19 protein-coding genes are annotated in these 25,385 nt (G+C 48.7%); 14 read left to right on the forward strand and 5 right to left on the reverse strand.

Annotated features, from left to right (window positions below):
• Positions 1–976 (forward strand): transposase (locus tag ACN4EG_RS11350; RefSeq protein WP_431629538.1); only part of this gene is annotated, 976 nt, incomplete at its 5' end.
• Positions 977–985: 9 nt separating this feature from the next.
• Here the strand turns inward: ACN4EG_RS11350 and ACN4EG_RS11355 are convergent.
• Positions 986–1,447 (reverse strand): hypothetical protein, encoded by a 462-nt coding sequence (locus ACN4EG_RS11355; RefSeq protein ID WP_431629539.1) that lies wholly within the window; start codon positions 1,445–1,447, stop codon positions 986–988.
• A 3-nt stretch (positions 1,448–1,450) separates the two neighbouring features.
• Positions 1,451–1,741: a hypothetical protein gene (locus ACN4EG_RS11360; RefSeq protein WP_431629540.1), complete on the reverse strand. Its 291-nt coding sequence runs from the start codon at positions 1,739–1,741 to the stop codon at positions 1,451–1,453.
• A gap of 70 nt (positions 1,742–1,811) precedes the next feature.
• Between ACN4EG_RS11360 and ACN4EG_RS11365 the strand changes: the two genes are divergently transcribed.
• Together ACN4EG_RS11365 and ACN4EG_RS11370 are read left to right on the forward strand one after the other, a co-directional pair.
• Complete coding sequence (locus ACN4EG_RS11365) at positions 1,812–2,249, forward strand: helix-turn-helix domain-containing protein (RefSeq protein ID WP_431629541.1); 438 nt, start codon at positions 1,812–1,814, stop codon at positions 2,247–2,249.
• 8 nt (positions 2,250–2,257) lie between these two features.
• Positions 2,258–2,839 carry an IS630 family transposase gene (locus ACN4EG_RS11370; RefSeq protein ID WP_431629542.1) on the forward strand — a complete coding sequence of 194 codons (582 nt, stop codon included), beginning with the start codon at positions 2,258–2,260 and terminating at the stop codon, positions 2,837–2,839.
• Between the two features lie 5 nt (positions 2,840–2,844).
• Here ACN4EG_RS11370 and ACN4EG_RS11375 read toward each other — a convergent pair whose 3' ends face one another.
• On the reverse strand, positions 2,845–3,069 hold the full coding sequence (locus ACN4EG_RS11375) for a hypothetical protein (RefSeq protein ID WP_431629543.1): 225 nt from the start codon (positions 3,067–3,069) through the stop codon (positions 2,845–2,847).
• Complete coding sequence (locus tag ACN4EG_RS11380) at positions 3,069–5,135, reverse strand: DNA phosphorothioation-associated putative methyltransferase (protein WP_431629544.1); 2,067 nt, start codon at positions 5,133–5,135, stop codon at positions 3,069–3,071. Before ACN4EG_RS11380 ends, ACN4EG_RS11375 begins: the two co-directional genes overlap by 1 nt.
• Before the next feature lie 428 nt (positions 5,136–5,563).
• Here ACN4EG_RS11380 and ACN4EG_RS11385 point away from each other — a divergent pair, with 428 nt between their 5' ends.
• The 10 genes from ACN4EG_RS11385 to ACN4EG_RS11430 all read left to right on the forward strand — a co-directional run bounded on the left by ACN4EG_RS11385 (position 5,564) and on the right by ACN4EG_RS11430 (position 23,683).
• Positions 5,564–6,481 carry a DUF4007 family protein gene (locus ACN4EG_RS11385; RefSeq protein ID WP_431629545.1) on the forward strand — a complete coding sequence of 306 codons (918 nt, stop codon included), beginning with the start codon at positions 5,564–5,566 and terminating at the stop codon, positions 6,479–6,481.
• Positions 6,482–6,492: 11 nt separating this feature from the next.
• The gene (locus tag ACN4EG_RS11390) at positions 6,493–10,002 is read left to right on the forward strand and encodes a hypothetical protein (RefSeq protein WP_431629547.1); all 3,510 of its coding nucleotides are present in this window, start codon (positions 6,493–6,495) and stop codon (positions 10,000–10,002) included.
• Positions 10,003–10,253: 251 nt separating this feature from the next.
• A complete protein-coding gene (locus tag ACN4EG_RS11395; protein WP_431629548.1) occupies positions 10,254–11,066 on the forward strand; it encodes a phosphoadenosine phosphosulfate reductase family protein in 813 nt (270 codons plus the stop codon).
• A 66-nt stretch (positions 11,067–11,132) separates the two neighbouring features.
• Positions 11,133–12,986 (forward strand): hypothetical protein, encoded by a 1,854-nt coding sequence (locus ACN4EG_RS11400; protein WP_431629549.1) that lies wholly within the window; start codon positions 11,133–11,135, stop codon positions 12,984–12,986.
• Entirely contained in the window at positions 12,986–14,557 is a 1,572-nt protein-coding gene (locus ACN4EG_RS11405; RefSeq protein ID WP_431629550.1) for a hypothetical protein, read from the forward strand. Before ACN4EG_RS11400 ends, ACN4EG_RS11405 begins: the two co-directional genes overlap by 1 nt.
• Positions 14,554–19,860 (forward strand): FtsK/SpoIIIE domain-containing protein, encoded by a 5,307-nt coding sequence (locus ACN4EG_RS11410; RefSeq protein WP_431629551.1) that lies wholly within the window; start codon positions 14,554–14,556, stop codon positions 19,858–19,860. Before ACN4EG_RS11405 ends, ACN4EG_RS11410 begins: the two co-directional genes overlap by 4 nt.
• A gap of 38 nt (positions 19,861–19,898) precedes the next feature.
• On the forward strand, positions 19,899–21,083 hold the full coding sequence (locus ACN4EG_RS11415; protein ID WP_431629552.1) for a cysteine desulfurase family protein: 1,185 nt from the start codon (positions 19,899–19,901) through the stop codon (positions 21,081–21,083).
• A gap of 65 nt (positions 21,084–21,148) precedes the next feature.
• Positions 21,149–22,318 carry an FAD-dependent oxidoreductase gene (locus ACN4EG_RS11420; RefSeq protein WP_431629553.1) on the forward strand — a complete coding sequence of 390 codons (1,170 nt, stop codon included), beginning with the start codon at positions 21,149–21,151 and terminating at the stop codon, positions 22,316–22,318.
• Between the two features lie 43 nt (positions 22,319–22,361).
• Positions 22,362–22,724 carry a hypothetical protein gene (locus tag ACN4EG_RS11425; protein ID WP_431629554.1) on the forward strand — a complete coding sequence of 121 codons (363 nt, stop codon included), beginning with the start codon at positions 22,362–22,364 and terminating at the stop codon, positions 22,722–22,724.
• Positions 22,725–22,729: 5 nt separating this feature from the next.
• A complete protein-coding gene (locus ACN4EG_RS11430) occupies positions 22,730–23,683 on the forward strand; it encodes an RsmB/NOP family class I SAM-dependent RNA methyltransferase (protein WP_431629555.1) in 954 nt (317 codons plus the stop codon).
• Between the two features lie 86 nt (positions 23,684–23,769).
• Here ACN4EG_RS11430 and ACN4EG_RS11435 read toward each other — a convergent pair whose 3' ends face one another.
• The gene (locus ACN4EG_RS11435) at positions 23,770–24,663 is read right to left on the reverse strand and encodes an MBL fold metallo-hydrolase (protein WP_431629556.1); all 894 of its coding nucleotides are present in this window, start codon (positions 24,661–24,663) and stop codon (positions 23,770–23,772) included.
• 185 nt (positions 24,664–24,848) lie between these two features.
• On the opposite strand from ACN4EG_RS11435, the gene ACN4EG_RS11440 reads away from it, so the two are divergent.
• Positions 24,849–25,043: a hypothetical protein gene (locus ACN4EG_RS11440; protein WP_431629557.1), complete on the forward strand. Its 195-nt coding sequence runs from the start codon at positions 24,849–24,851 to the stop codon at positions 25,041–25,043.
• Positions 25,044–25,385: the final 342 nt, after the last annotated feature.

Here is a 25,385-nt window from a genome sequence, read left to right on the forward strand (position 1 = left end):
GGCAGATTATCAAGTGCGTATCTTGGATGGCAACCATATTGGGGGCACGGAGCATCGGCTGAAAGTTTTACGAGAGGAGTCATCGGGCGCTTTACCGGGACAGACTTTGAATGTACTCGACCCGCAACGATCGCTGGTGGTGGATGTGTTTCCTTGTGAAGATGGCCATGCCCAAGAACGGTCGTTATTGCCGCAGGTACTGGAACGGGTTCAAGCGCAACAAGTCTGGATTGGGGACCGGAATTTCTGCACGAGTGATTTCTTAAACCAAATTGAACAGCGCCAAGCCTATTTCATCTTTCGAGAACATCAAAAGTTAGCTTGGACTGAAGTCACGTCCTTGCAGCAAGTCGGACAGAATGAGAGTGGTTCTGTCTTTGAACAGCAAATTCAACTCAGTAGCGGGTTACAGATACGTCGAGTGGTGATTCAATTAGAACAACCGACCCGTCATGGAGACATGCAAGTGGTTGTATTAACGAACTTACCGATTGTGGATGCAGATGCGTTAACGGTATCTGATCTATATCTGAAACGTTGGCAAATTGAAAACATGTTTCAAACTATCACCGATACCTTTCATTGTGAACTGAATACCTTAGGATACCCCCGTGCCGCCTTGTTTGTCTTTTGTATTGCCTTAGTTTCCTTCAATATTCTCTCAACCGTCAAAGCCGCACTCAAGCAAGTTCATGGTGCCACAGTGATTGACGAACAGCTATCCGATTATTACGTGGTCGAGGATGTCCAAGCCACTTGGCGCGGCTTAGAGGTTGCCATCCTGCCCACCGATTGGCAACCCTTTGGGACGATGCCACCCAATGACTTTGCCCAATATTTGCAAGCCTGGGCGGCACAAGTTAATCTCAAACGATTTCGCAAATCTAAACGCGGTCCGAAGAAGCCCAAGACGAAAAAGCAGTTTGACCCAAAACATCCCCATGTCGCAACGACTCGCTTACTCAACCCAGAATAGTACAAAAGATCACCTTAACAGGGGTAGTGGATATAACCTAAGTTTTATCTCTTGTTCAAAAGCGACTCTGTCTTCCAAATTTTGAAAAGACTCCCACAGATAATCATTAATCTTTATGCTTGGAATATCTCTCTTGACATGAGGTGGATAAATTATTTCATAGTCATCTAAATCAATACCATCTATCGGTTGAGGTATCCAAACCTGAACTGGCTGCTTGTCGTTTTTTAACCGGAGATAGGGATGAGCAAACTGTTGTTCATCAATTTTCCAGTTATTTCTAGAAGCTACAACTTTAGCAGCCTCAAACAACTCTTCATATTGAAAGAAGTTTGGATGTTCAGGGGTCTTGTCTAGTATTTCTAGAACTGAAAGAACCAACAGTGGCTTATATTCGAATTCGCCGCTTTGGCTACGCCTAGAGCGCAACCTACGAACCCAATCTAAAATTTGCGGCTTATATGTAGGCATATGTTAATCCCACCAGTACGAAATGATTACAGCATCTCGATCGCGCTTAAAATCTTCGCTCCACAAAGCCTTGCGAAGACGGAGCGATACGTAGTCTCGAAATCCCCAATCCTCAGTCTCATTAGCATTCGTGCCATCACACACGTCTACACAATCTGCTCGCCACTTCTTTCCCAAGTCCATTAATTGAGCTACCGTCGTGTCTTGATTTTCTGCTAAGACATATAGCGTATCTGCTGGATAAGAAACAAAGTGAATGAGGCTGGATTCTGGCATAGGTCGATAATTTGCCATTGCTAGTATAGCAATCCGATCTGATATGTGAGAATAAAGGTAGAAGGCAGTTGCGAGAGATTTTTTCACAATGGACGATCTGACTAAGATGATTGAATCCAATCCTGACCCGCGAGAATTGAAGCGTGCAGTTGCGGTACAGATGTTTTTGTCAGGGATGAAACATCGTGAAATCCAAGACATTTTGTCAGTCAGTTCTGGCTTCATCAGTAAATGGACCAGCCTATATGAACTAGGCGGCACGGCCTGTCTCAAGTTGGGGTATCGCGGCTCCTGTGGCTATTTGACGGCAGAGCAACGCAGCGAGGTCATCCGTTGGATCCAGGCGAAGCAATACTGGCACCTACCGGAGTTGCAAGCCCATCTGGAAGATGACTATCAAGTGGTCTTTAAGTCGAAGCAGAGCTACTACGATCTATTCACAGAAGCCGGACTGAGCTGGAAGAAGAGCCAGAAACGGAACCCTAAAGCCGACCCTGAATTAGTCAAAAAAAAACGGACGAACTAACGCAATGGTTGGAGGCTCGACGAGCCAAGATTGAATCCGGTCAACTGATTGTCTTATTTCAAGACGAGTGTCACCTGCTGTGGGGGGATGTCTGTGGTTATGTTTGGGGGTCTCAGAATGCCCGGGTGGAAGTACCAATGACCAATGAGCGTGAGCGTCAGACTTATTATGGTGTCGTCAACTTAGCCACAGGTCAGTGCCTAGTGCAACCCCTCAAAGGTGGCAATAGTGCCATGACCATCAATCATCTGACCTCCTTAATGGAGCAATTCCCGCAAAGCCAGATTGCCCTAATTTGGGATGGTGCATCTTATCATCGCAGCACAGAGGTTAAAGACTTTTTAGCTTCGGTCAATCAAGGCTTAGACTCGGAAGATTGGCGCATTACCTGTCTGCGATTTGCACCGAACGACCCGACCCAGAATCCCATGGAGGATGTTTGGTTGCAGGCTAAACGCTGGTTACGCGAGTGTTATCATCAATGTCGAAACTTTGCCGCAGTCAAGGTTTTATTTGAGTTAGTCACCCATTGCCAGACCTTTGATTTTCCCAAACTCCACCGCTTAGGTCAATTCTCATTAATCATTTAGGATTGCTATAGTGTTTCCAGTACTCCATTAAAACTCAGTCCATCTTTATCTGGTGCATAAATAGGCTTAGTAAAAAGAAAACTTTGCCACAGGTGCTGATGGTTAGTGAGGTCTGTAATGACTGCTTGTCCATCAAATTCGTTAAACCGACGCTGCCAAACTAGAGCCGCAAATAGCTCTTGAGGCGAGTAGGACTGAGCAATCCACTGAACTCTCTCTAGCTCAAGCATTATTCTTCCTCATTTTTTCGCCCTGTTTGCTTGGCTCGAATCGTCGATCGTACCAGCTTCACTTTATAGGGATCAGCATCCTTTCGCCATACTACCCGATGTCCTTTCAACTCAGCACAATGCTCCTCCAAGCACCTTTGCCAGCCACGATCGTCATAAATCAAGCGCAAATCATCCAGCAAGCCCCAGCCTTCCTCCTGTCGCGTCAGCTTTGCGAACTTCTCATAGAGCGGATAATCGGCTGTCACCATTAAATCCTTTTGGTGCAATAGTGGTGGATTATCGTTGGGGGCATAATCCCGGTAATGAACGTGCAGATCCTGCAAGTCTATCTCCATACTGGTGTGCAGGGCAGGATGGGGGTCGGTGTCAAAATGGGGATAGAACAGATAGGAAATCTTGGGCTTACGGAAGTGAAACTTAACCACATTGGCTTCCTGAGGACGACCGATCGTGCGAGAAGCACAACCTTCATAGAGTCGTAGCAGCGGATCCAGCGCCTCGATCGCCGACACATGCACCCACAGCGAATTCGGTCGTTTCTGCCCGATCGAGCTATTCTTGCAGCGCTCCTCAACCACCTCCAGATTGCCCAAACTCATCAGCATCAGATCCGCCGCCGCACAGGCTTGCTGGTAGCCTCCAAAAAGACTCTTGATGTCATTCTGAACCACAGGCGTCAAATCCCGTAGCTTAGGACGCCGCCCAAAATGACTCAACGCCAGATAAACCAACAGGTCTTGTCGCCGACGATCGCTAATCGCATCCCATTCCTGTGGATTCGTCGCTTGCAGAACAATCTGAAATGCCCGTCGTAGATTGCCAAATTCGCTGCTGAGTGCTTCCGTCTCAGGTAGCTCCTCAAGGGTCGGCAGCCGTCCCCGCTCCGTAAAGAACGCCATCAGCGGAGTGAGCAATTCCTTGTAGTCTTCAAACCGCTTATTCGCCAGTTGTACTTTAGGAACCGAGACGCGCGATCGAAACCGAGAGGCCCGAAAACTCTGTGCCTGGGACTCATCTCGAAAAACGAAGTAGATCCCTAACGCCGCTGGAACCGCATCGACCCCCAGCACCTGATCGATGTAGATTTTCAGTTCTTCCTGGTCATAGTATTTTTGGAAGGTATTCCGGCTGGTAATCACTCCATCCCCATAGGCAATCTGGCTATTCCCCTGCGCGATGAGCACCTGAGCCGCCACAATCAGCACTTGCCCGGTCAGATCCCAAGCCTTGATCAACGCCTCCCGCCGCTCTGCCTGAGACTCAATCACATTGATGACATATCCCAAGTTCACGATATCCGCCGCCACCAAGGGAAACTCTGGACGATAATAGGGATCCCAGCCAGCACTTTCGTAGCCTATTTTAGTCATCCGTTCCAGATCACCGCCCTGCCCGCACCCGTAGTCAAAGAAACTTGTGTTTGGCTTCAGTAGCCCTGCCTCTAAGGCCAACCGCACCGGTTTGGACAGGTCGTTACGACTAATGGCTGCTTTGTGACGATCGATCTTGACCTGGGTAGGTTGGACATTGAGGAGCGATCGATGGATCAGCGTATGCCCTTGAAACGCAACTTTGAATTGGGCAAGCCGATCTTCCCAGACTAAACGCTTCCCGATCGTCCGTGGATTGTCCAATAGCCCCAACACTTCTTCTTGACGAGTTAGGGCAGCGAATTGCTGATAGTGGGGATAATTGGTTGCGACAAAGGTTTCCTTGCGGTGAAGAATGAAAGGGTTGTCTGCGTCGCCATAATCTCGATGCTTCACCTCACGGCTTTGTAGGTTCACCTGAATGCTGGACTGAAGCGCAGGGTGAGGGTCGCTATCAAACTCGGGGTAGAAGAGATAGGAGAGGCTCGGCTTTGTCAGATTAAATTTAACCAGCGTCATCCCCTCTGTGTGAGCGGCAAGCTCTCTGGCTTCACTCTCGTATCTCTGGAGAAGTGGGTCGAGTGATTCTAAGGCTGAGACGTGGACATACAAGGCGTCCGGCAAAAGCTTACCCACCTTGCTGCGTTGGCAGGTAACGACGATCGTGTCAAATTCATCCAGGCTACAAACCATCCCCAAAAGACTTCATCTGCCTAAGTCGCAATTTGAACCTATTATCCTACTGCTCTTCAACAGTTGAACACTTTGTACATTTGATTATTCCGCGTGGCCCCTCTTGATTAAGGCCAATTAAGCTCTTACCCCCATATATGAAGTAGCATGATAAATGCACGCTACGGCTGGGGCTTTCCAGTACGCTCTAAATCGTAGAAGATAAATACATTTGTTCTGTAAACTTATGCCAGTAGAGCAAGCGAATCGCAATACAGATACCATTGGCACTGCTAAAGCCATCTGATTATTCCGCGTGGCCCCTCTTGATTAAGGCCAATTAAGCTCTTACCCCCATATATGAAGTAGCATGATAAATGCACGCTACGGCTGGGGCTTTCCAGTACGCTCTAAATCGTAGAAGATAAATACATTTGTTCTGTAAACTTATGCCAGTAGAGCAAGCGAATCGCAATACAGATACCATTGGCACTGCTAAAGCCATCGCCTTTGCTCGTCATGAAACGTTTCATCCCCGCTTTGGCTGGTTAAAGAAGGGATTCGATCGTGTCTCTGCCGACTCAGACATTTTTTTGCGCGAGGATGCTCCGGTTCAACTGGGTGTGGGAAAGAACATGGTGCGATCCATTCGGTACTGGTGTTCTGCCTTCAAATTGCTAAAAGATGACCAGCCGACAGATTTCGGTCAGCAACTGCTGGGTCAGGAAGGATGGGATCCCTATCTAGAGGATCCGGCATCCCTTTGGCTACTGCATTGGAAACTGCTGGCGCGGCCTTGTCAAGCAACGGCTTGGGATTTTACGTTTAACGACTTTCGGTCGCTTGAGTTTACGGTGGAGGATTTGTTCTATCAGCTCTGTGACTATCGCGATCGTGAAGCTCCTCGAATCGCGGAATCATCCCTCCGGAAAGATGTGAGTTGCCTACTGCGAATGTACGTCCAGCAATCGACAAAAGCAACTGCAAGCGAGGATTCCTTAGATTGTCCGTTTACCGAATTAGGGCTTATTCAGACGGCAGGAGATTCTCGCCACTACAGCTTTCGAGTTGGAGAAAAACGCAATCTCCCAGCGGAGGTTACGGTATATGCCTGCTTGCACCATGCGATTCGAGTGGGTGGGTCGGCGAGAACGCTTCCTCTTGCGAATCTGCTCTACGACATGGGTAGCCCAGGCTTGGTGTTCAAACTCAACGAAAGTGCAGTCCGTGAAGCGATCGAGCGAGTTGCCCGACGTTGGAAAACCATAAACCTGACTGATGCAGCCGGAAAACTGCAATTTGTGTTTGAAGATGAGCCAACAGCCCTGGCAGAGGATATTCTGAATGGGTATTACCGAAATCGGTAGGGAGTAGCGACGTGGCTGATCATCAAATGTTGTCAACCTATTTCAGGCTGCACCGTCGCTATTACCGTTCCATTAATCTGGAGCGGGATTTAGACAAACCTGATGCTGTACAGGGATATGTGCCCACCGAACGGTCTGTCGATGCTTTAAGGCGGATTTTGTCAACCTTTGGGCAATCTCGTGCTCATCGAGCCTGGACCATGACTGGGGTATACGGCACCGGGAAATCAGCATTTGCCCATTACTTGGCTTCCCTTTGCGCGCCAGAAGCGAGTGAAGTCCGGCAAAAAGCGATCGCGATCGCCCAGCGGGCTTTTGCGTCCGATAGTCCAGAGCTACAAGTAATTCAGGAAAAGCTGCCAAAACAGGGTGTGCTGCGAGCCGTTGCAACTGGACAGCGGGAGCCATTGAGTTGGACGATCGTCCGTGCCTTAGCTAGAGGGGCTCACGTTTTTTGGCAGGATAACCGACATAAGCCAGAAGTGCTGCGGAGCCTGACGGATTGGGAGGTGGAAGCGGAAAGCGGAAACTGTACCATCTCGAACCAACAAGTCCTGACTGCATTACGAGAAGTTGTTCAAGCTGCAAACGCAAACGTCTTCTTTATCATCGATGAGTTGGGGAAAAGTCTGGAGTTTGCCAGTCATCATCGAGGAACGGAAGATCTCTATTTATTACAGCAGATTGCTGAGCTACACCTCACAGGAACGCATCAGGTCTACTTTCTAGGACTGCTACATCAGTCGTTTGCCGGATACAGTGAACGATTGGCGACGGTTGAGCAGAGTGAATGGGTCAAAATTCAGGGTCGCTTTGAGGATATCCCCTTCACGGAATCCCCGAGCCAGATGACACGGTTGATTGGTCAAGCGATCGATCGAACCCATGCTGATGCCGTCCTATACGTCATTCATGATGGTGCTCAAACTTGGTTTGACACATTGCAACCTGTTCTAACTGAGAACGAAATCACTGTCGATATCCTGGCGAATGCCTATCCTTTACATCCCATTACTGCGTTAGTCTTACCCTTACTGTGCAGTCGGTATGCCCAGAACGATCGCTCGTTATTTACCTTCCTCACCAGCGATGAGCCGTATGCCTTTAACCAGTTTCTGACTTCCCACACAATTCAGGGAGATCAGCTCCCAACGCTGAAGGTGCACCAGATTTACGATTACTTTGTTGAATCGGTCACTGGCTTGGCTTCTCGCATGAACTTGCAGCGGTGGGTTGAGATTCAGGGGCTAATTCAGGATGCGCGCGATCGCAGTGAAGATGTTTTGAAAGTCCTGAAGACGATCGGCATACTGAACCTGGTGACTTCAACTGGAGCCCTACGAGCGACTCCCCAGTTAGTTGCCCTAGCACTTTGTGATCGCGCCAATGATGCCAAAGCACAGAAACACTGGCGCAAGGTGATCGAAGACTTAAAGAAAAAGGGATTAATTACCTATCGCAAGCAACTTGATGAACTGCGGATATGGGAAGGCTCTGATTTTAACGTTGAGGCTGCGATCTATGATCATTTGCAAAAACTGCGATCTCCCTTAGCGGAAACCCTCTCAGCCATTCGTCCACAGAAGCCTTTGGTCGCTCAGCGTCATTATGCGACAACCGGGACACTGCGCTACTTTGAGCAACAGTATGTGGACAGTCTGACCCATTTAACTGACCTACGCTGCTCGGAGGAGAGTAGCGATGGGCTGATTGCCTATTGGATGGAACCCACCACTCCCGTACCTCCTACTTGGACTACCGATGGAAAACCCCTGATCGTCGTCACGACTGAACAGTTAGATCTACTTACAATCCGGGCGCAGGAGTTTCAAGCCCTGAGAGCCATTCAAAAGAACGCCCCCGAGCTGCAATCGGATGGGGTTGCACGACGGGAGGTAAAGCAGCGAATTGTAGAAGCTGAAAGGTTACTGGACGAAACCTTCACCCAAGCCTTCGACTGGGCAGGCGGACAAAATTGCTGTTGGATAGCGGGTGAATCGGTTGAAATTTCCCATGTCAGGGCCTTTCGCGCCATGCTCTCGGATGTCTGCGATCTCACCTATGCTCAAGGACTCGCGCTGGATAATGAGCTAATTAACCGCCGAGAACTCACCTCTCAGGGAGCAAAGGCACGGCGCGAGCTGATCGAAGCCATGCTAGAACGAGGCAATCAAGCACGGCTAGGGTGTGAGGGATACGGTCCGGAAGTCGCGATGTATGGTTCGGTGTTGGAAGCAACCAAGATTCATCGTCAGGAAAATGGAGTATGGGGCTTTTATCCACCATCACCGGATACGGGGGTCACGACGGTGTGGGACGCGATCGCGCAGTTTTGCCTGGATGCCACCGAGAAGCCCCGATCGCTCGATCTACTGTATCAACAGCTAGCCCAGCCCCCCTATGGAGTCAAGGCCGGTGTAGTGCCTGTGCTACTGACCGCCGTATTGTTGCACTATGTCGATGAGGTGTCGGTCTACAAAGATGGCACGTTCATTCCGGTTTTAGGCGGAGAACATTTCGAGCTACTGGTGAAAGATCCGGCGCGGTTTTCGGTGAAGCATATTGCCGTGGTGGGGGTACGATCGCAGGTGTTCCGGGAATTGGAGGCCATCCTCAGAAGCAATCCTGCAAAAGGGCAACGGGGCACTCGTAATCTCACCGTTCTGTCTGTCGTCAAGCCGCTGGTGCAATTTGTGCGGAAGCTCCCCGCTTACACGCTGAAAACAAGGCGGATCAGTGTCCCAGCACAGGCGGTGATCCAGACCCTGCGACAAACCCAGGAGCCAGATGAACTCCTCTTTTCTGCCCTGCCGCAAGCCTGTGGTCTGGAGCCAATCCAGATGACGTCTACTCCTGACTCATCGGCAGAGGTTGAAACAGCCCGACTGTTCCGGGAAAAGTTGGTGCAGATCCTACGGGAGATTCATCACGCTTATGATGCCTTGTTCCAGGAATGTGAAGGGATGCTGTATAACGCCTTTGGGCTGAGAAGCGATCGCGACCAACTGCGACTCGATCTGCAATTTCGCGCTAAGTATTTGTTGGGAAATTGCGCTGAACGAACCCTCGATCGCTTTGTCCGGGCTGCGGTGGATGAAACGAAGGAGCAGCAGGCTTGGCTCGAAGCTCTGTTGATGATTGTGGCGGATAAGCCTGCCGAAGTTTGGAGTGATGCGGATTTCACGACTTTTGAGCATAATTTAGGCGATTTAGCCCGCCGTTTTAAGAATTGGGAAGCCTTGCAAAAGGATGTAGCAGCACGCAGCCACGGGGGCTTTGAAGCACGGCGCTTGACGGTGACTTGTCCCGATGGCAGCGAAATTCATCGCATTGTCTGCATGGATCAAGAACAACAAAAACATCTCGATCCTCTGATTGATCGGCTCTTAGCCAAGTGCCCCGATCTCCAGCTTCAGCAAGCCCTGCTTACGCGATTAGCTGAGCGAGTGTTGGGGGAAGCAACTGAAACCCTGAAACCCCAGGGTGCGAAACAGTCATCCACTTCACCCAGGAAGAGTTGATATCACGACTGTAAGCGAGTTTTAGGCTGGAGCGATGAGTACAGAACAGATAACCTGATAGCCACCATTTCTTGAACCATGCGATCTATGGCCGAACTTTGGGACTTTATGCAACTAATACTATGCTGTAGCCCCGTATTTAGTAGGTGAGGTTAGGATAGACCTGACTCTACGAAGAATTATGAAAAACAATCAAGTGTGCGGACACTTTAAAGCTGCCATTTTCCCAAACTAGAAGCATAATAACCAATATGGGAAAAAATAATACTAACAACCAACCCCGCCATGTTTTAGGATTGTCGGGAGGCAAGGACAGCACAGCTCTGGCGATACTGCTACATCAAGAGGTACCTCAGATGGAGTATTTTTTTTGCGATACCCTGCAGGAGTTACCAGAAACCTATGAGTATCTAGAGCGGATTAAAGCCCGCTTGGGCATCAAAATCCAATATCTAAGTGAAGAACGAGGATTTGATCATTGGCTCGATGTTTATGGGGGAGCATTACCGTCACCACAAATGCGATGGTGTACTAAGCAAATGAAGATCAAGCCCCTCGAAGAATTTATCGGCAATGATGCAGCAATTAGTTATGTCGGCATTCGCGCTGATGAACAGCGAGATGGGTATATTTCTACTAAGCCGAATATCAAGGCGGTGTATCCGTTTAAAGAACGGGGACTGGTAAAAGCCGATATTGTGCGTCTGTTGGAGGAAAGTGGCATTGGCTTGCCGAAGTATTACGAGTGGCGATCGCGATCGGGCTGCTATTTCTGCTTTTTCCAACGCAAATATGAATGGGTAATGCTGCACGAAAACCACCCTGATTTGTTTGCCAAGGCGGTAGCTTACGAAAGCCAACACAAGGACGGCAGAACCTACACCTGGACTCAGGGCGAAACTCTATTGGAGCTGCTAGAACGCAAAGATCAGATTATTGCTGACCATGAAAAGTCGATGGCGAAACAAATCAAGCAAAAGCCTGATCAGCCTCTTTTTGATGTACTAGAAAAAGTTTTAGATGACGAAGAAGGTGGTTTACCCTGTTTAGTCTGTCATCTCTAGGGGAATCCTCAGTTAGTCGAATATTAGTAATTTAATGTCCTCAAATCTAGAAAATGACGTAATGCTATGACTTCTCAAATATCATCATGCATGATATCCGACTGGATTAGTTTTTTAAGGCAATATGGACCAATTCCTCGTAATGACAATATGTATGACGAGGTGATTCAACGAACTTTACGACGTAAGAAGCTACAACCGATCACTTTTGAAACTGAGTATCTCGGTGAATTACTTGATAACTTCCATTCAGCCGCGCCCAAGTCGATCATTTTAACGGGTACGGCTGGGGATGGCAAAACCTACTATTGTCGTCAGATTTGGGAAGAGTTTGGGGGGGCTGTTGATGATTGGCAAAAAGATAGCAAAATTCAACGCTTGGGGTTGGGCGATGCTGCAAGCAGCCCTTCAGTACGCCAGCTAATCGTCATCAAGGATTTGAGCGAACTCACTCTAGAGGAGAAGCAGTCGCTCCTGCCGCAAATTGCAACTGCCATCTTGGGTAAGGAAACTTCCAATGTCTATCTGATCGCAGCGAACGATGGACAGCTAGTGGAAGCATGGGCAGAAGTCGCTCAGATTGAAGCACTTGAGCCAGTACGAAAGGCGATCGAAGATCTTTTAGTGGGAGACTTACGTGAATTAGATGGCTTCCAAGTCAAACTCTACAATCTCAGCCGTCAAAGTGCTGCCGTCTTGTTTCCCCGGATTCTGAAAGCAGTTCTGGAACATCCGGGCTGGGTCGATTGCAATCAATGTGCTTACCAAAGCCAAGGATGCCCGATTTGGCAAAACAAACAGCGTCTAGAAGGAACTGACGCGGATCGAATCATACGAGAACGATTGACTGACCTTCTCGAGTTATGCGAACTAAACCAGATGCATCTTCCAGTTCGCCAATTGCTTCTACTGGTTGCCAATGCACTATTAGGTCATCCAGACGCAAGAGAGCGGTTACTTAAGTGTCAGCAAGTTCCTGGTATTATTGCGGCTGAAACGACATCGCGTGCCAGCCTCTACCGCAATCTCTTCGGTGAGAATCTATCTGAGCGACGACGTGAATCAACCGAAGTTTTTAAAGTTCTACGTGGCTTTGGTATTGGTTCGGAAACCAGTAACCAAATCGACAATATTTTAATCTTTGGAGCAGATGATCCAGCACTACAGCCACTTTACACTGACTTAGTTTTAGCTGACTCATTCTACGGAGCCGACCTAACGTACCAAGCTCAACAGCGTTCTTACTTAGAAGGGGATGCCGCTAAGGGACGCGAAGAGTTTCTTGAGGTTCTTCAAGCCCAACGGCAGCGTTTATTTTTTACTATTCCTAGCGATCGCACAGCAGACATGAAGCTTTGGGATCTCACGACCTTTCAGTATGCTGGAGAATATTTAAACGACCTTTATAGAGTATTGCAAGAGGGTAAAAAGGTTTCTAAGTCTATCACTTCACGTCTGATCAGAGGACTAAATCGTATATTCACAGGGTTACTAGTCAGCAATCAAGACGAACTCCTGCTAGCCACCTCTGGAAGCTACTCCCAGGCCCGAATTAGCAAGGTGTATGAAGAATCTATCTCCGTCGCTCGGAAACGGGGTGAAAGTGTGTCATTGGAGTTAGATAAAAGCCGTAAGCCAAGCTTAGTCGTGAATCTCGCTTCAGACGTTGAGCCAATTCGTTTCAAACTAACCCTGACTCGATATGAATACCTGAGCAGAGTAGCCGAAGGTGCTCTTCCAAGTAGCTTTTCGCAAGAGTGCTACGAAGATGTACTCGCCTTTAAAACCCAAGTATTTAAGCAGCTTGCAGTCCGACAGTCGTTGGAAGGTGAGGATAGCGGAGAGGTAATGAATATTCGATTACTGGAAGTAAATAGTGCTGGTATCGCAAGTGAACGAAGGCTGGAGGTTTACTTCTAATGCTTGAAATTCTCCCACGTCCTCAACAGATCGAGCAGTCTCAACTCAATATGTGGGTTGACGAGTCCATCTGGGGTCATCGGCTGTACGATGAGCAAACCCCATGGCTTTGTATTCTGGAAATGCTCTGCATTGCCCAATCAGAAGCAAGCAACGGACGAGCTTTTGTGGAGAGCAAGCTGAACGATTTACGGTACGAAATTTACCCTCGCCTCTATCTCCGTAATATTTTGTTCAACAACCCTCACATTGAGGTAATCGCTACAGAAGGATTGGATGACAACGAGCGGTGGCAGATGTGGATGGACGCGATCGCTAGTAACGTAGGCGGGCTAGCCTCACCTGACTTTAGCTATCTAAAATCCCGATTTGAATCCTTCAAGGATTTTGCAGAAATCGTCAAGTTCCTTCAATCAAGTGCAATTGAAGGCGATAGCAACAAACGATGGAGTTCTAAATTTGTTTTTCCATACGGTCCCGACTGCCTGTATGAAGACCTAAGGGTAACGGGCGAAAAAGTGACCAACGATCGTCGATTCTTTGGAAGAACGGGCGAACTTCTATATCTCATGCTTTGCCGTAGCGGGCGGGGCGAGGAAATTCTTTCCCGTCTAGAAGGCACCGGAATCATTACCCACAACTACTCCAGTGAGTATCGAGGTTCCAAGTGGAATCAGCTAGTCCTTGCCCTTCAATCTCCTGCGGATCGGAGCGCCCCCAGAACTAGTGGCAGCCCACCCTATCTTCCCTACGAGAAGTTGCCTGAGTATGAACAGCTAGCTGACGACTTGCTCAACATTTTAAGTTGTGACCTACCCGACTACGACTCCCTGCCCCACATTGTCACCATTACTGGGTTGCACCTGATTATCTACCTGTTAAGCCGTGCCAAGGCGACATTAGGTGAGTCTACCCCACCACAGTTTGTGTTAGAGATTGTTGCGCCTAAGAAGACAACAGTACGCGAATTGGCTTCTGACGAATTTCAAAAGAACAATAATCTGCCTCAACGGGCGATCGAATACACCATCCGTAGCATCGCTGATTTACCAGAGTGGCAGGCGTGCCTCAACTCCTATACCCCGATTGAAGATGCGATCGATTTATTACAAGAGCGTTTTGCCTGGTCTGCAAAAGACGAGGATTCAGATGGTTCAGGCTCACCAGCAGATCTTTTAAGTTCGTTACGAGAGAGGGCAGTCAAGCGGCATCAGCAACACCTCGGCAAGTTTCATGGAACTTGGTCACGCGAAATTGGATTGTCGTCCAGTCGGAGTAGCCGTCGCACTCGCTACGCTCCGACTGATTCCTTACTGAGGACGTTAGTACTGGCTTCTGTGCCGATCCGTATGGAGTTTCAGGAGTTTTTGGCAAAACTGTACCAAAAATATGGCTTTATTATTGGTGATCGCCAAGCTACAGATTTAATCAACTCCGGTGATGCGGATCGCGAAGATTTTGTAGCCAATGCCGAACGGCTTGAACGTCGCCTTGCCAGTATTGGGCTGCTCAAGCGCCTTTCCGATGCTTGTGCCTACGTTCAAAATCCCTTTGCCTCGGAGGTGAGATGATGCAGACCATTGAACTGATTGGTCAAGTTGCGGCTGACTTCCTGAAACGCTCAATACAAACCGACGAAACTAACGAGGGAGTAGCCCGGTTTCTGCTAAATCGGCTCACCGCTCAACAGGTTGCTGCCGTATCTCAAACCATTCTGAAGGACTCTGAGCTTGCCCCGCTCATCAAAATTCAGGTTCCACGAGATCTCGTGGCAGGCTTCGGTTTACCTGACGAAGTTTTGACCGATGAACGTACAGTTCACCTGCGTCACTCAGCTTGCGATCGCCCTGCACTACTGCTGGCTAACATTAGCGACGACCAAGCCCAATCTCTGAATGACATCACTTCTGTTGGCGCTCAGGAACTGAAGGGGCAGATTGAGTGCTGGATTAACCTGGCTGCAAAAGACCTGGCAATTCCTGCTGAGCAGATTGAATACTGGCGTAAAGCCCTAAACGGACTCCAGAGAGTTGGCACACCCAGCCTGGAACACTTTGCGGAATACATTGTTCAAACGCGATCGCGCATCCTTGAAGAAAGCCTTCCAGTCATTGATGCACTTGGATGGGCATTGCCTGCTCTACGGCTTCCCCGTGATTCTGGCTACTTTCGTGCCATTCCTGAAACCCAGTTAGGACAAACCCAACGCTGGGAAAAGCTATTTCAGCAAGCCTTTGCGAAACGTGCGTGTTTACTACTGAAGCAAACCCCTAGCCGCAAACCCATTGACGAGCAAGACCTTCAGATTGCCTTTGACAAGGTTAAGGATGATATTCCTGCGATTGCCTACCCAGCTATTCAATCTTTTATCGCCAGTTCCGCAGGTTGGATTTCTGAAGCTGAAGCTCTTTCCAAGTTTGAGTGGGAATCGGATAACATCAACACGCTGTTCTCTGGGCTACAGGCTCAAAAGACAGACATTGCTTCTCTCACCCTAGATTTCTTTAATGATGAGTATCCCGATACCCTAACGGAGTCAGAAACCCAGTACATCAACGCCTTAAAAAAGCGCAATAAGCGTGAGGCGCTAGACGAGGATCGGGAGTTTTATGACGCGCATCGTCAGGAACTTGAGGGCGATCGCAAACTCAAAGCAAAGTGGGATAAATTCGTCTATGGACAGCCGATTGAGTGTACAGATTTTCTGATTGGCTTACTACAAGCCTTCGAGCGGCTTTTTGATCAGGCAGAGACGGTTGCTAGCGTCAAGTCTCTCAAAATTGAAACCCAGAAAAAAGCTGCCAAAAGCAAATGGCTGGAACTAAACGCCGATGTGGGTCGGTATTTCTGCACCCGCTACCGAGGCATTGAACAATTGACTGCCCCTCACATCGAGTGGGAGACCCATTGGCTGTTCAAATATGACACGCTACTGGAAGAGACGCAGAAAAAGCAGAAGGCAAAGTACCGTGAGAACACCTCTACAGCGAAAACCGCGACGGAGATCAAATTTTATGTAGAGATGCGGGACAATAACCAAACTCTAATTGCTAAGACACAATTGGTTTGGCGTTGTAATCCAAATTCAATCGGGATGGAATTGGGTAATGACCTTGAAAGGCTGCTCAAAGACTCACCTTTCCAACTCTCCCAGGTATCACGGGAGTTAGTCAGTAAGAAGGGTCGGTTACAGGGGATTGCTCTGTTAGACGTTGGCACTCTGATGGCAGCCTATCGCCAAGATCGAGGTTCTTTAGTCAGTAAATACGATCGCAAGAGCGACCTAGACAAAACCCTTCCCACAAAAATCAAACAAGCTGTTGCAGATGGTCGTCTCTCGCAGAATGCGGGTGAAGCAATCACTGCCGCCTGGAAAACTTTTGCAGAACGATATAGGACAGCGATCGCCAGTTTTACAAATGAAGGACAAGGTATTGCTAGTCCAGAACTGTTGCACCAGTGTGAAGCCTATGGCAACCTACTCAAGACTATCCTAGAATACGTCAAAGGCGATCTCAATCGTATTGACTTCTATCAACCTATCTTGCGCTTAGGCTGCATCCGCGTTGAACGCGGTAAACCTGCTGCCATCATCGCCCCCTGGCATCCACTACGATTAGCTTCCCTAGCGGTAAAAGCCCGCCAATTAGCAGGACTTCTCCGGTACATTATCTCTACCCCAGAGGTCAACTTTGGTGATTCCCGCCTATTTTTTGCTGATTTACGGAACGAACTCGATCATCCTTACTATCCTGAAGTCTGTGTTGGCTATCAGGGGCAGCAGCCCGAATTGCTCTCTGTGTCTGATACGGTCAACGACTACAGCCTAATGGAGCGTCCCACACGGGACGAGAGCGATCGCACGACTAACGAAAATCCGGCTGAAGCAGCCGATCGCTTATTAGGGATCATCCGCCGCTACGTGGAACTATTACCCCACGAGAAAACGAACTTGAGCGTCGTTCTATACCAAACCGACTCAATCAAACTACCTCAAGCGATCGTCAACAAGCTAAGTGAAGAACTGCAAGACGATCGGGAGGAAGTTCGTTGTCAGGTTGTTTTGCGCCATCGAAATGGACAAAAACTCGCTCAACTCTACGAGCAGATGTTGGAAAGCTCTGACGCTGACCCCGATGCCTTCATTGCCAGTGAGGTTTCTCAAGACTTTATGGCAAGACTGAGGATCTCGGTCATGTCTAACGACGTTCCTTCCACAACCCCTACAGAAGGCAAATTTGCCGACATTGTGTTTCTGCAAGATGCAATCTCCCGGCAGGCGAAAGTGGTTTGGCAGCCTTCACCGTTTGACAGCAACACAGCCGAAATCTTAATTCATTCTCCTGCTCGTTGGGCACGTAAACGCCCGTCTGCTAAAGACGAGCTTAAATCCACCGTTTATCTCACCTGTCCTAAGCAGACGGTGGTGGGTCAAGCCTACCTCGATATGGTGTATAGCCTGATTCAAGGCGAAGATTGCTCTCCTGACCAACACTTTTTACCTGCCCGTCAGATCTCCTTCCAAGAAGAAACTACAAAGACAACTTTTGACGAAAGCCACCGTTTAGGGGAGTGGGTAGTCAATTATGATGATTTGCTGGAACGCCGACAACTCGTTAACCAGGGCGTGAAAGTCATTCGCTATCAACAGAATCGTACCGATGAGCGAAACTTCCTCGTCTCCTCGGACGCATCTCTGAATGTCCTTAAAGTGCTAGCCAGAAAACGCTTGGAAGCCTTGAATTTAGGTTTGGAAAGCAACAGAATCGACAAACTGGTAGAACGCCTAATTAACGAAGCCAACGCCGTTTCTGGTGACATCGTGTTACGAGCCGCAAAATGCGGCAGATTCGCCAGCGAGCTAATGGGCGTTGTTCTCAGTAAAGCTTTGATTACAGCAGAAATGGGAGCGCAAAACCCGATCGGCTGGTACTTTTTGGATGACTACGCTTCGTGGTTAGGGCAAAAAGAAGGGCAAATTGCTGACATCATGGCAATTTCACCCCAGTATGTTGATGGCGAACCCATCCTGAAAGTTATTATTTCTGAGGCAAAATATGTTGATGTAGCGGGCTTGGCTGATGCTCGCAAGACCTCACAGAATCAACTCCGGCAGACAGTCGATCGCATTGCCGATGCCCTCTTCATTAGTCCAGGTCGTCTTGACCGTGACCTTTGGCTATCTCGCCTTAGTGATCTTCTACTTGATGGCATTGAATTTAGTTCCGACAATAAACTGAACATTGAGCAATGGCGCGAACAAATTCGCTCAGGGACGCTTCGGATTGACCTATCTGGCTATTCCCAAGTTTTTGTATCGGGTACAAATGACAGTAGTGTGGAAGGGGAGAGATCGCCGATTCCTAAAGTCGAACGCTGCTTCCAAGAAGTGTTCGATCGAGAATCTGTCCGTAAATTGGTTCTAGCCTATGAATCAGGACAACCACTCTTCCCCGTAAGGGAACGGCTTGGCGACGACAAACCCTGGACATTAGCAGAAGCACTACAGCCTGCGGATCGAGTCACATGGGTTTTAGAAATTGGGAAAGTAGACGCAGCAACGCCTCCTCCAGCAACACCTGCAAAAATTAATCCGCCTGAAAATCCTGATACTCCAATCCAGCTAACCCTGCCTAATCAGCCATCTGAAGCTGATACCACTGCCTCTCCAGGTTCCTCACTGACTGAAAACTTAGATAGTTGGGCGATTCCAGCTTTGGTTACCTGGTTGCACCAGGGGCAAGCACAGATCAGTCAAAGCGATGCAGAAGCAGAGCAATGGTTGGAGGAAGCTGCTGGGAAACTACGTACAGCTTTATTGGGGTATAGTTTGCAAGCCAAGATTGAAGGCACACGTCTAACTCCGAACGCTGCGATCTTCCGCTTCAAAGGTTCCGATAAATTGAAGCTTGATGACATTGAGAAGAAGAGATCGCAACTCCTGACCACTCACTCTCTAAACGTTATTAGCGTTTATGGTCAGCCTGGTGAAATCGTTGTCACCGTTGCCCGTCCTCAACGCCAAACGATTTCCCTACGCGAAGTGTGGGCAAAACGAAAGATCAATCGATCGCCTTCTGGCATTAACCTCAGTTTTGTTATTGGGGTTAAAGAACTCGATGGTGAATTGCTTTATCTCAATCTAGGTAGTAGTTTCGAGAATTTAGAACAACACGCCCCACATACATTGATTGCTGGAGCTACGGGCAGCGGCAAGTCGGTTCTGTTGCAAAACCTCCTTCTCGACATTTGTATGACGAACTCTCCAACGCTGGCAAAAATCTATTTAATTGATCCCAAAATGGGTGTGGATTATTCCACCATTGAAGATCTACCGCACTTGCCTCAAGGCATAATTGTTGAGCAAGACCCCGCAATTGAAATTCTGGAATCTTTGGTCGAAGAAATGGATTCCCGGTATCTGAAGTTCAAACAACAGAAGGTTAAGGAGCTGCAAAGCTACAATAGTAAAGTACCCGAAGGCGAAAGGCTGCCTGTCCTTTGGCTGGTTCACGACGAATTTGCTGAATGGATGCTCATCGATGAATATAAAGCGGCTGTATCAGCAGCAGTACAACGATTGGGAGTAAAAGCAAGAGCCGCAGGGATTTATCTTATCTTTGCTGCCCAGCGTCCTGATGCGAATGTCCTTCCGGTACAGCTTCGAGACAACTTAGGAAATCGTTTAATCCTGAGAGTCGAGAGTGTCGGCACTTCAGAAATTTCACTGGGTCAAAAAGGAGCAGAAAACCTTTTAGGTAAAGGACATCTAGCTGCCCGTCTGACCAACCAATCTGATCTCATTTATGCTCAGGTGCCATTTCTAGCAGATGAAGAGATGACCGCGATCGCCGAAATCATTAAACAGCAGTGAGAGAGCCTACGAGGACTTCCTCACCTATAATCTTGGGCATGAATGAACGAACAAGTACCCTCCCAAAACCGATCTATTTGGACTATCACGCGACTACGCCTACAGATCCGCGAGTTGCTAGCTTAATGCTGCAATACATGACAGAAGAGTTTGGCAATGCTAGCAGTGTGGATCATGAGTGGGGCGATCGCGCTGAAACTGCTATCAAACAAGCTGCCAAACAAGTCGCTGAACTCATAGGGGCTTCACCGAGGGAAATCATTTGGACATCTGGTGCGACCGAGAGCATCAATCTGGCAATTCAAGGAAGTCTGGCCCCTAACCCAACGCAACCCCATCGAATTGGCTTAATGCCGATCGAACACAAAGCTGTCCTCGATACCTGTCGCGCTTTAGAGAAGCGAGGTTGGGCTGAACTGATTTACCTGCAAGTAGATTCCAGAGGCAGACTTGACCTGAACCATTTGGAACAAGCCTGCGCTGAGGGGCTGTCCTTGATCTGTGTCATGGCAGCGAACAACGAGATTGGCAACATCTACCCGATTCAGAAGATTGGGCAGATTGCTCAACGCTACGGTATTCCGTTTCTATGTGATGGCTCTCAGGCAGTCGGCAAGATTCCGATTCACTTTGAAGACTGGGGCATCACCTACCTAGCAATCTCTGCCCACAAGTTTTACGGCCCCAAAGGCGTTGGGGCGCTGGTTATCCGTCGAGGCTATCATTTAGAGTCGCTCATTTTTGGGGGAGGTCATCAACGAGGAATGAGATCGGGCACCCTCAATGTTCCTGGGATTGTAGGATTGGGCGAAGCATGTCGATTGCGATCGCTGGAGATGGAGGAAGATGAGCGGGCGATCGCTACCCAGCGGAACAAACTCCAACAACTACTTCTCGAACAAATCCCAAATCTAGTGATTAACGGAGACGAAGAACACCGTCTAGCAGGCAATCTTCATATTTCAACGCCTGGAATTCCCAATAGTGCTGTCATTGCCAGAATTCGTCATCGATTAGCAATTTCAACGGGTTCGGCTTGTTCATCAGGGGTTGAGTCACCTTCTCATGTTCTTCAAGCACTGCGCTTGTTAGAAGATGTCGTTAATGGTGCGCTCCGTATTGGACTCGGAAAATTTACGACTGATGAGGAAATCAATATTGCAGCCGAGATTCTTGGTGATACGATTACTCAGGTTCAAAAATCTCTCTTCAGAATTTCCTAGGGAGAAAGTTAGCAGGATTATAGGTTTTAGTTCGTAGGCTATAGCTATACATAGATTCATGTCCCATGGCTCAGACTCAACGGTTGGTTCTCATTGGGGGTGGCCATAGCCACGCGATCGCCCTGCGGTTGTGGGGAATGCAACCCTTACCCAATGTGCAAGTCACGCTCATTAGTGATGTCACCGAAGCTCCCTATTCCGGCATGTTACCAGGACATCTTGCTGGATTTTATCACCATCAGGATTGCCATATTGATTTACGATCGCTCACCCAATTTGCCAACGCAACATTGATTGTAGACACCGCAATCAGCATTGATAGCAATCAAAAAAGAGTGATCTGTCAGAATCACGATCCCATTTCCTTTAATATTCTCTCCATTGATATTGGCAGCACTCCTTCCATTCCCCAGAAGCCTAATCTGTTTATTATTCCTGCCAAACCCGTTCCGCAGTTTCTTACTTGGTGGCAAACCCTTTGCGATCGCATTCAACAGACTTCTCACCCAACCATCACCCTCAGCATCATCGGCGGCGGTGTGGGCGGTGTAGAACTCGCCTTCAACCTGCAAGCACGACTCCGCCAACTGATGGATCCTACGCAGATTCAGATCCACCTCTTCCATCGCAGCCCCGACCTCCTGCCCCAGCAATCCCCCTGGGTACAACGCTACCTCCAGCAGTTGCTCCAAGCCCGCCAGATCCAACTCCACCTCAACGAAACCGTCACCACCGCGATCGCGCCCCACGTCATTTGTGCCTCCGGTTTAACCGTGACCTGCGATGCCAGCCTATGGGTCACCCAAGCCACCGCCCCAGCCTGGTTAAAAACGACGGGTCTAGAACTCGACGATCGGGGATTTATTGCCGTCAATGCAGCTCTGCAATCCCTTTCCCATCCCGCCATTTTTGCAGCGGGGGATATTGCCTCTTTGGTGGATCAACCCTGTCCAAAGGCAGGGGTCTTCGCCGTGCGCCAAGGCACCCCGCTATTGCGTAACCTGCGCCACGCCCTACAAGGTCAGCCCCTTCAGGAGTATCACCCCCAGACCCGTTACCTCAGTCTGATTGGCACCGGCGATCGCTCGGCGGTGGCCACCTGGGGACGGTTAGGCTGGGCATCGCCATGGTGCTGGCAGTGGAAGGATTGGATCGATCGGCGCTTCATGCAACAATTTCAGACACTGAAAAATCCCCTCTCCGCAGAAATTCCCACACACAGCAAACATCCCTGAGCTCCTGAGCTAGGGTTGAGGCATCGAATTCACGCTAGCAACCATGCAACTGCAACTTTTAGACGATCGCCTGGAAATCCATCTAACGGGCTGGGAACGCCTCTGGGCCTTCCATTTCTCTACCCCGATCACGATTCCCCTCAGCCATATCACCCAAGCCTCCACCAACACCCCCGCCAGCAGTTGGAAGGAACTACGAGCCCCCGGTAGCTTTCTGCCAGGGGTAATCAAAGCCGGAACCTATTACACGCCACGGGGCCGCGAATTTTGGTATGTAACTCGCTCCACAGACTACCTCACCCTGGCATTGCACGGAGAACCCTTTCAACGAATCGTGCTGAATGTCGATCGGAGTGTTCCTTGGGCTGATAGGATTAACCATCAGAGATCGAGATTGCAATCCTAATCCCAATGGCGCAACCGTCTAATCTCCTATTGAAACTGGCTAGACAACTGTTTCCCGATGGTGTAGAACGTGATCAATTTGTCGATGCGTTAGTACATCCCAAAGCGTTTCATCCCTGCATCCTCTGGTGCCAGCCCAAGGCGGAAAGCTTTACCACCCTTCCTCCCCTGGAATGGCAACCCAATTTTGTCGATCGGCTTCAGTTAGGACAACAACCGGGCAAGCACCCTCTGCACGATCAAGGGGCGTTTTACTGTTTAGATTTTTCCTCCGTTTTCGCCGCATCGGTTTTGACGACCCTTGCAACAACTGCAACTCCATGTAAGCTAGTCTTTGACATGTGTGCCTCTCCCGGTGGTAAAAGTGTGTTTGCTTGGCAAGCATTACACCCCGAACTGATTCTCGCCAACGAAGTCATCGGCAAACGCACAGGCGCACTCATTTCCAACTTCCGACGCTGCCACATTAGTCCCTCTGCGGTGATGAGTGTCGATTCGCAAATTCTGGCAGAGGTGATTCCTGCGACCGCCAATGTGGTGTTAGTCGATGCCCCCTGTAGTGGTCAGTCCCTACTAGCGAAGGGCATTCCCAATCCGGGCTGCTTCCATCCGGTGAATGTTAACAAAAATGCCAATCGCCAAAAGCGAGTTCTCGCGAATTCAGCCCATCTTGTCACAGCCCAAGGCTATTTAGTCTATATGACCTGTACCTATGCACCGGAGGAAAATGAACGGGTGGTTGAATGGCTATTAGACCGCTTTCCAGACTTTCAAGCCGTTGAAGTTGAGCATTTACAAGCCTATCGATCGCACCTCACCGATCTCCCTTGTTATCGCATTTTCCCCCACGATCGTCTGGGTGCAGGAGCTTTCACTGTGCTATTGCAAAATACATCTGGCACCTCCACGCGGCCATTACCCGAGGCATTCTTGAATCAACCTCGTATTACAGTCATTTAAGTTGAGATTTGAACATTGCATTAAACATTCGCTCCAATTCGCTGAAGGAATGATATCGAATCAATCCAGAAGGCTACAAAACCAACCTAATCCCAATCCCCTGCCTGCCGATTCAGTTGCATCCAAGCAATACATTTTTGCATTTCAACATTCATCGTTTTCCGATCGGTGTGATACCGCCGACCATGCCCCGGTAGCACCCATTCAAAGGAATAGGTCGCCAACCGTTCCATCGATCGAATCTGTTCTTCCCAGGAATACCAACAGACTTCCCGAAAACCCACCAATTGATTTTGTTTCGCAGACCACGCTAAATGATCACCACTGAAGAGCATCCGATCGTCATAGAGTAAAACCGTGTGCCCTTCTGTGTGGCCGGGAACAGGAATAATGCACACATCCGGGGCTAACTCATAGGGTTCCGATCCCGTCAGTTGCATTTCAACCGTTGCCGTTTTGGGCGTGATTTCATCCCGGTGAAGAATGCGATCGCACTGGAAATGATCATGAAATTTTTGGTGATCGGCTACGTCATCCCGGTGGGTCAGATAGAGATACCGAATACCCCCCAGCTTTTCTAACTGTTTAACCAAAGGTGGGGCAAAGCGAGGTGAGTCTACTAAAATATTGCCCTCCGATCGCACAATTAAATAACTTGCTGCACCAAAGGAACTCTCGGCATGGTAGCCACAATGGTAAACATTATCGACAACAGGAATCGGAATGCTAGCTTGAACGGATTGAATATCCTTGGGTTTCTCCGCCGTTCCAATAGAAGCGGTGGGGCAGGACAGTAGTGCCTGCATGGCAGTTAGTCGATCGCGATCCGACTCTGGTTGATGATAGACCGCCGATTGGCCATTTTCCCGCTGAAACACTGTCGGAGCCATCCATCGACAGGTATCGCAATCAATGCAAGACCGATCGACATAAAATTCACCCTCAACATTTTCCGATCTACGGTGAGTTAAGTGTGCCATCAGTGTAACACTCCGGGAGACGCTCTGAGGTAGCCTCTTCATTCTAACGATTTCAGTTCCAGATGACGGCAAACCCATCTCCCAAGGGTGGCAATCCTCACCCACAATGCTCTATGGCGATCGTGCAGAACCCCATATCATGCTGTTACAGCCGTTTTGTTACAGAGTATTTCGGAGTTCTCGCCATGCCCCAGATCGTTCCGTCTAGCCCTCGGTGGCGCAAGTTTCTCTTGAAAGCGGCTGCCGTAGTCACTACTGAAGTCGTTTTGAATGCTGTGGGGTTAGATACCCTAGCAAATTACGTCGAGTTTCTCGAAAACCATAGTTCAACCGTCAGCACGATCGTAGAAACTGTTTCCAACTGGATCACTTATGTTTAGTTTTTGACCCATTCAAACCATAAATTAGCAACATCAATTAGGAAGATAAAGTTTCGACATTACAGCCCTTCGCCCGACCGATCGATACAGAAACCCACAACAAATATAGATTTCAGGCATTGTAGTTGTGCCTTTTCGTTACGCAATTCACTGGAATTTGAAATTAGAGAATTCAGTCTATTATCCCATTGGATTCTTGGGCCAAATCAACAGAATATTTTTATTTTTTACCCATTTTGAAGCTCTATATCAATTTGTAATCTGAGTTCAATGAGGATTAGCGCCTGAAACTACGCCTCTCCAAACGCACCCCAAACCAATCATGTATCGATCGCTGAAATC

This window comes from Alkalinema pantanalense CENA528, from assembly GCF_050753345.1.
Classification (GTDB): Bacteria; Cyanobacteriota; Cyanobacteriia; order Leptolyngbyales; family Leptolyngbyaceae; genus Alkalinema; species Alkalinema pantanalense.